A 7,302-nucleotide genomic window follows, 5' to 3' on the forward strand; every position below is an offset into this window, starting at 1 on the left:
AAAAAAAACGGCCAGCGAGTTTGCTGGCCGTCAGGTACTTCAGGCAACAGGCGCACGCGGCGCCTGCCCTGCCCTTACACCGCTTGCGGCGTACCGCGGCCGCGGCCGCGGCGCGTGATCATGCCGATCAGGCGCATGATGATGCGGAACACCAGGCGCACCATGACCAGGGTCAGGATCGCCTCGATGAAGGTCATCACGAAGGCGAAGGCCGGGTTGTAGCGCTTGGCGCGGCGGCCGAACTTGGCCACCATGCGGTCGCGGGCGATCTCGATGCTGTCGTAGAAGGTCGGCACGACCAGCAGGGTCAGCAGGGTCGAGGTGATGGTGCCACCGATGATCGCGATGGCCAGCGGCTGGTAGAACTGGCCGGAATCGCCCAGGGCCAGCGCCACCGGCAGCATGCCGGCGATCAGCGCGAAAGTGGTCATCAGGATCGGACGCAGGCGCTTGCGGCCGGCGGCCATCAGCGCATCTTCGCGGTCCATGCCTTCTTTTTCCAGCGCGCGGGCAGCGTCGAGCAGCAGGATCGCGTTCTTCGCCACCAGGCCCATCAGCATCAGGACGCCGATCATGCTCATCAGGTTGAGCGTGTTCTTCGACAGGATCAGGGCCAGCACCACGCCGATCAGCGACAGCGGCAGCGACAGCATCACGCCCAGCGGTGCGGTGAAGGAGCCGAACTGCATCACCAGGATCAGGTACATCAGGCCGATGCCGGAGAACAGCGCGATCATCATCTCGCCGAACAGTTCCTGCTGGTCTTCACCCTGGCCGCCCAGCGCCAGGCCATAACCCGGCGGGAAGTCGAAGCTCTTGGCCAGCTTCATCGCGTCCTGGGTCACTTCGCCGGCCGAACGGCCCTGGGCGTTGGCCGAGACCGTGATCAGGCGCTCGCCGTCCTTGTGGCGGATACCCGCCGGGCCCTTGCCCATGGTGATGGTCGCGATCTGCTCCAGCGGCACCATCATGCCGGTGCCCTGCACCGCGATCGGCAGGCGCTCGATGCTTTCGGTGTTGACGCGGTCTTCCGGATGCAGGCGCACGGCGACGTCGCGGGTTTCGCTGGTCGGGTCGACCCAGTCGCCCACCTCGATGCCGGCGAAGGCCACGCGCAGGGCCTGGGCGGCGTCGTTGATCGAGATGCCCATGGCATTGGCCAGGCCGCGGTCGAGCACGATCTGCAGCTCGTTCTTCGGATCCTGCTCCGACAGGGTGACGTCGACCGCGCCCGGGACTTCGCGCAGCTTTTCCATGTAGGCCGAGGTCAGTTCCATCAGCTTGCGCGAATCCGGACCGGTGAACTCGATCTGGACCGGCTTGCCGCCGCCGCTCAGGTCGTCGATCACGGTGTACTCGGCGCCCACCAGCGGAGCGATCTTGGCGCGCAGCTCGGTGCCGATTTCGGCGGCGGTGCGCTTGCGGGTGCTGCGCTTGCCGATATCGACATAGACGCGGCCGCCGCTCAGGTTGACGTTGCTGTTGGTGTCCTCGGTTTCCGGAATCGTACGGGCCAGCTCGGCCGCCGCTTCCACCTTGCGGCGCGAGTACTCCAGGCTCGACGAGGCTGGGGTGCGGATCTCGACCATGATGGTGCCGTGGTCGGCCTTCGGCAGGAAGCTCGAACCGCCGAAGAAGCTGTGCAGGGCGATCGCGCCGACGAAGCTGGCGACGGCGATGGCGGCCATCCACTTGCGATGGTGCAGGGCCCAGGCGATCACGCGGCCGTAGCGGTCGGCCTGGTGGTCGAACCAGACGTTAAAGCGTTGCAGCGCGCGGCTCACGCCTTTTTTCGGCGCATGCGCGTGGTCAGGCGGGTCGCCCCAGTAGGCCGACAGCATCGGGTCGAGGGTGAAGGAGATGAACAGCGACACGATCACCGAGCAGGTCACGGTCAGCGCGAACGGACGGAACCACTCGCCCGACACGCCCGGCATGAAGGCCACCGGTACGAACACGGCCATGATCGAGAAGGTGGTCGCGGCCACGGCCAGGCCGATCTCGGCGGTGCCTTCGAGCGCGGCGGTACGGCGGTCCGAGCCCATTTCCATGTGGCGCACGATGTTTTCCCGCACCACGATCGCATCGTCGATCAGCACGCCGATCGCCAGCGACAGGCCCAGCAGGGTCATGAAGTTCAGGGTGAAGCCGCACAGCCACACGGCGATGAAGGCGGCCAGCACCGAGGTCGGCAGCGACAGCGCGGTGATCAGGGTCGAACGCCAGGAGTTCAGGAAGGCGTAGACCACGAAGATGGTCAGGATCGCGCCCAGCACCAGGGCTTCGATCACGTTGTTCAGGCTGCGCTGGGCGTCGTCGCCGCCGTCGCGCACGACTTCGACCTTGGTGCCTTCCGGCATTTCCTTGTTGGCCTGTTCGACCATCTGGTGGACCTTCTTGCCCAGCGAAACGGTCGAGGCGTCGCGCGAACGGGAAATCTGCAGGCCGACGTTCGGATTGCCGCTGCGCATGGACAGGCTGTTGAGATCGGCAAAGCCGTCCTTGGTCTCGGCCACCTGGTTCAGGCGCACGATCTGGTCGCCGTTGCGCTTGACCACGACTTGCGAGAAATCTTCCGGACGCTCGATGCGGCCGACCAGGCGGATGCCTTTCTCGTCCAGCTCGCTACGCAGCTTGCCGACCGGGGCATTCGTGTTCTGGGTACGCAGGGCGCTGACGACGTCGGACACCGACACGTTGAATTCACGCAGCTTCTCGGCGCGCAGCAGGACCGACAGCTCGCGGCGCAGCGCGCCGTTCACGTTCACGGTCGAGACACCCTCGATGGAGCGGAACTTATCGGCCAGCACGTCCTCGGCATAGCGCGAGATCTCGGCGTGCGACTGGGTGCTCGAGGACAGCGCCAGCGACATCACCGGCTCGGCGGTGATGTCCCAGCGCCGCAGCACGGGTTCGCGCATCTCGACCGGCAGCTTGTAGCGCACCGCGGCGATCGCGTTGCGCACGTCGTCCGAGGCTTCGATCACGTTGCGGTCGAAGTCGAATTCCAGCCAGATCGACACGCCGCCTTCGTACGAGTTCGAGTTGACTTCGGTGACGCCCTGGATCGCCAGCATCTGCTTTTCCAGGCGGTTGGTGATTTCGCGCTCGACGGTCTCGGGCGAGGCGCCCGGATACGGGATGTCGACCGTGACGCCTGGACGCTCGACGTCCGGGTTCTGGTTGACCTTGAGCTTCGACAGGGCGAGCAGGCCGACGCACATCATCGCCACGATCAGGACGACGGTGGCGACCGGCCTCTTGACACTGAAATTAGAGAGGAACATTTGTTGTTTTCCTTGTTTTCCTTACTTGCCCTGCACCGGCGCCGCGCTGGCGACACGCGCGGCAGGCATTTCGACCTTCTGGCCGTCCTTCAGGTTCGAGCTCGGGGCGCGCAGCACGATGTCGCCGGCGGCCAGGCCCTGCTTGACTTCGAAGTTGCCGGTGCGCTGGTCGCGCGCGCCCAGCACCAGGTCGACCTTGTTCAGCTTCTTGTCCTTGACGCGCCAGGTGTAGGCTTTGTCGCCGGCCTTGACCACCGCGGCTTCCGGCAGCATCAGGGCGTTGGCGGAGGTGGCGTCGACGCGGCCTTCGGCGTACAGGCCGGCCACCTTCGGCTGGGCCTTGTCGGCGAAGTCGACCAGCACCTCGACCTGGCGGGTCACGGCGTTGGCGGCCGGGTCGATGCGCTTGACGACGCCGGCGAACTGCTGCTCGCCGTAGCCGTTGACGCGGAAGTTGACCTTCTGGCCGACCTTGACGGTGGCGATCGAGTCGGCCGAGACGCGGCCCTCGAAGCGCATGCTGTTCGGGTCGATGACCTTGACCAGTTCCTTGCCCATGGTGGCGGTGTCGCCGGCCGAGACCTTACGGTCGGACACGATGCCGTCGAACGGGGCGCGCACCACGGTGCGGGCCAGCTGCTGGCGCGCGGTGGCGACGCGGCTCTTGGCGGCCGACAGTTCGCTCAGGGCGTTGTTGCGCGCCATTTCGGCGTCGTCCAGGGCCTTCACCGAGGTCATGCCGGAGGCGCGCAGGGTCTTGAGGCGCTCGAGCTGGCGGTTGGCCTGCTCCAGCGACAGGTTGGCGGCGCGCTGGGCTTCCTCGGCCGACATCAGGGTGTCGCGGATCGAGGTTTCGTCGAGGCGCACCAGCACGTCGCCGCGCTTGACCGGCTCGCCGTTCTCTTTCAGGACTTGCAGCACGATGGCCGAGACTTCCGCGCGCAGGTCGGCGCGGCGCTCCGGCTGGATCGAGCCGGTGACGACCGGGCCGGACGAGATCGCGTCGCTCTGGACAGTCAGCACGTCTTCCGGGGCCACGGTCAGCTGCGTGGGCTTGTTGTCCTTCGCCTGGGCGCCGGGGCCCTTGGCGGGTTCCTTGCCACAGGCGACGAGGGCCGAGGCGATGGCTAGAACGAGTAGTGATTTGCGCAGCATGTTATGGTTCTCCGGAAGTGGACTCGGTAAGCTTTTTATAAAAATAAGATCAGATACGGCCAGTGCGCAGTATTCAGTAGGGGGCCGACGAACTCAATAGAGGAACCTGCGACTTGCGGAATTCGTGGGATGAAATGCGTTTTTTGGCGATGAGCTGCATTCCAGCCCGCTGAAACGCATGACATTTCGGACAGATTTCAAGCGGCCGGACGTCCGGCCGGCCACCCTCTCCCCCTTTGTCTCCTCCCCAGGGGCGCCTCAGGCGCCCAGGACGGCGTTGATCAGGCAGCCCATGCCGATGCCGGTCACGATGCCGCCGGCGATCTCGACCAGGGTATGGCCCATGCGCTCGCGCAGGACGACATAGTCTTCCTTGCCGTCGTGCAGGCGGTTCAGGGTGACCGCATGGCGGCCGACGTGCTGGCGCAGGCTGTTGGCATCGATCATCACGATGAAGGCCAGGGTCACGGCGACCCCGAACGCAGGATGGCCCATCCCCTCGCGCAGGGCGATCAGGGTGGCCATGCTGGTCACGACGGCACTATGGTTGCTCGGGAAGCCTCCATTGCCGACCAGATTGAATGCCCAGCGGCGCTGGCGCGCGCTGGTGATGAGAAACTTGATCGGGCCGACCATCATCCAGGTCAGGACCGGGGTCACGAGGTAGATAAATTCCATATAAAACCCAAAAGAGATATGCCGTGAAAATGCCGTGCGGAATTATCTCAGATGAATGCCCCTGCGGCGACCTTTCCGATGCGCCCCCGCTGTGTCCGGAGCGGTAATATTCCTCCACTCGACCAAGACAAGCAAGGGGGCTGTATGCGGCATTTCCGGTTGTCCATCGCGGTTACCGTCGTCCTGATGGCCCTGGCGGGCTGGTGGGGTTATGAGCACAAGGGGGTGGCCGGCATGCTCCAGGCCCTGTGGATCACCGCGGTACTGGGCGTGCTGGAAGTGTCGCTTTCTTTCGACAACGCGGTCGTCAACGCCTCCGTCTTGCGCCACTGGAACGAGTTCTGGCGCAAGCTCTTCCTCACCGTCGGCATCCTGGTGGCCGTGTTCGGGATGCGCCTGCTGTTCCCCCTGGTGATCGTGGCGGTCGCCACCGGCCTGGGGCTGGTGGATGTCTGGCACATGGCGATCAATACGCCGCTCGAGTACTCGCGCCACCTGACCGAGCGCCATGCCGAGGTGGCGGCCTTCGGCGGCGCCTTCCTGGCCCTGGTGTTCCTGAACTTCCTGTTCGACGAGGAAAAGGAGCTGCACTGGCTGGGCTGGATCGAGGAAAAGGTGGGTAAATACGGCACCGAGGGGCTGGCGGTCCTGATCACCCTGCTGGGCGTGTTCTTCGCCATGAGCCTGATGCCGCACGCGCGCAAGCTGCCGGTCCTGATCGCCGGGGTGGTCGGGGTGCTGATCTATATCGGGGTGCAATGGCTCAGCGGCTTGCTCGAGCATGAGGAGGAAGACCCGACCGTGGGCGCCATGATTTCCCAGGGCAGCATCGGCGGCTTCCTCTACCTGGAAGTGCTGGACGCCTCGTTCAGCTTCGACGGCGTGATCGGGGCTTTCGCCATCACCAACGACGTGGTGATCATCATGCTGGGCCTGGCCATCGGCGCCATGTTCGTGCGCTCGATGACGGTGTTTCTCGTCTATAAGGGCACCTTGCAGGAATTCGTGTTCCTGGAGCACGGGGCGCACTACGCGATCGGCATCCTGGCCCTGATCATGTTCGCCAGCGTGCACTACCACATCCCCGAATGGTTCACGGGGCTGTCGGGGCTGGCCTTCATCCTGGTCTCGGTATGGTCCTCGGTACGCTACCGGCGGCGCGTCGAGGCGCAGGAGCGCAAGCGCGAGGAAGTGGCCTGAAGGCGCAGGCCAGTTGGCGTTGCGGCCCAGCCATGGCAGAATGGGCGCTGCCATCCTGACAAGCTTTTTTACTGAACAGCCACGACCATGCCCAAGCGCGCCCTTGCTCTCCTGTTGTCTTCCATCGCTACTGTCTTAGTGCTGTTCGCGCTGTACACCTGGTTTACGCTGAGCTGGTCGTATTCGGAGGGCGAACGGGCCGGCTACCTGCAGAAGTTCTCGAAGAAGGGCTGGCTGTGCAAGACCTGGGAGGGAGAGATCCTGCTGTCGAGCATGCCGGGGGCGATTCCGGAGCGCTTCGCGTTCACGGTGCGCGATGAAAGCTTGGTCAAGCCGCTGCAGTCGAGCATGGGGCAGCGGGTGCAGATCAGCTATGAGCAGCACAAGGGCGTGCCGACGACTTGCTTCGGGGAGACGGAGTATTTCGCGACGAAGGTTGGTACGGGGCCGGTGAATCCGGTGGCGCCGAGTGAGGCGGCGGCGGGGCAGTAAGTACAGCCTCCAGCACCAAACATCACCTCCAGCCCTAAGACCGTCATTCCGGCGAAGGCCGGAATGACGGCTTATAGGCTAGTGGTCCTAATCAGCGTTCATCCCTGCTCCGCTGCTGCAAGATCGCATCCGCCAGCCGGTTAGCCGCCTCCGCCGCCGACGACCCCGCCGACGGCTGCTTCAGCCTCACCAGCACCTCGCGCGTCAGGTCCGCCGACACCGAGCGGTAACTCGCCTCCTGCTTGCGTTCCCCGATCGTGCGCTCGGTTGCGGCCAGCTCGGCCGCCTGCTCTTCCTGGCGCTTGCTTTCCAGATTCAACAGATGCTTGCGCGCGTCCGCCATCTGCTGGGTCGCCTGCGCCGCCTTGCGCTGCATCTCGGCATGGGCCTGGGCGTGCTCCAGCAGCGCGCGCTGGGCTTCGCGCTTCTCGACCGCGGCCTGCACCGCCGCCTGCTCGGCCAGTTCGCGCTCGCGCGCCAGGCGCGCCTG

The 7,302-nt window shown here is 65.2% G+C and carries 5 protein-coding genes and 1 pseudogene; 2 read left to right on the forward strand and 4 right to left on the reverse strand.

Annotation, left to right across the window (positions count from 1 at the left end):
• Positions 1-74: 74 nt before the first annotated feature.
• The 3 genes from J8847_RS23680 to J8847_RS23690 all read right to left on the reverse strand — a co-directional run bounded on the left by J8847_RS23680 (position 75) and on the right by J8847_RS23690 (position 5,120).
• Positions 75-3,287, reverse strand: a complete 3,213-nt coding sequence (locus J8847_RS23680; RefSeq protein WP_211527143.1) for an efflux RND transporter permease subunit — start codon at positions 3,285-3,287, stop codon at positions 75-77.
• Between the two features lie 21 nt (positions 3,288-3,308).
• Positions 3,309-4,442 (reverse strand): efflux RND transporter periplasmic adaptor subunit, encoded by a 1,134-nt coding sequence (locus J8847_RS23685; protein WP_211527144.1) that lies wholly within the window; start codon positions 4,440-4,442, stop codon positions 3,309-3,311.
• A 258-nt stretch (positions 4,443-4,700) separates the two neighbouring features.
• Positions 4,701-5,120: a divergent PAP2 family protein gene (locus J8847_RS23690; protein WP_211527145.1), complete on the reverse strand. Its 420-nt coding sequence runs from the start codon at positions 5,118-5,120 to the stop codon at positions 4,701-4,703.
• Positions 5,121-5,264: 144 nt separating this feature from the next.
• On the opposite strand from J8847_RS23690, the gene J8847_RS23695 reads away from it, so the two are divergent.
• Together J8847_RS23695 and J8847_RS23700 are read left to right on the forward strand one after the other, a co-directional pair.
• A complete protein-coding gene (locus J8847_RS23695; protein WP_211527146.1) occupies positions 5,265-6,320 on the forward strand; it encodes a DUF475 domain-containing protein in 1,056 nt (351 codons plus the stop codon).
• An 87-nt stretch (positions 6,321-6,407) separates the two neighbouring features.
• Entirely contained in the window at positions 6,408-6,812 is a 405-nt protein-coding gene (locus J8847_RS23700) for a hypothetical protein (RefSeq protein ID WP_211527147.1), read from the forward strand.
• 91 nt (positions 6,813-6,903) lie between these two features.
• Here the strand turns inward: J8847_RS23700 and J8847_RS23705 are convergent.
• Positions 6,904-7,302: pseudogene (locus tag J8847_RS23705) on the reverse strand (hypothetical protein); the annotation flags it as partial.

Origin of the sequence: Massilia sp. AB1 (genome assembly GCF_018119385.1) — a bacterium.
Taxonomy (GTDB): Bacteria; Pseudomonadota; Gammaproteobacteria; order Burkholderiales; family Burkholderiaceae_D; genus Telluria.

Coding starts and splice junctions, on each gene's coding strand:
- J8847_RS23680 (WP_211527143.1), bottom strand. CDS start 3,287: ATGTTCCTCTCTAATTTCAGTGTCAAGAGGCCGGTCGCCACCGTCGTC.
- J8847_RS23685 (WP_211527144.1), bottom strand. CDS start 4,442: ATGCTGCGCAAATCACTACTCGTTCTAGCCATCGCCTCGGCCCTCGTC.
- J8847_RS23690 (WP_211527145.1), bottom strand. CDS start 5,120: ATGGAATTTATCTACCTCGTGACCCCGGTCCTGACCTGGATGATGGTC.
- J8847_RS23695 (WP_211527146.1), top strand. CDS start 5,265: ATGCGGCATTTCCGGTTGTCCATCGCGGTTACCGTCGTCCTGATGGCC.
- J8847_RS23700 (WP_211527147.1), top strand. CDS start 6,408: ATGCCCAAGCGCGCCCTTGCTCTCCTGTTGTCTTCCATCGCTACTGTC.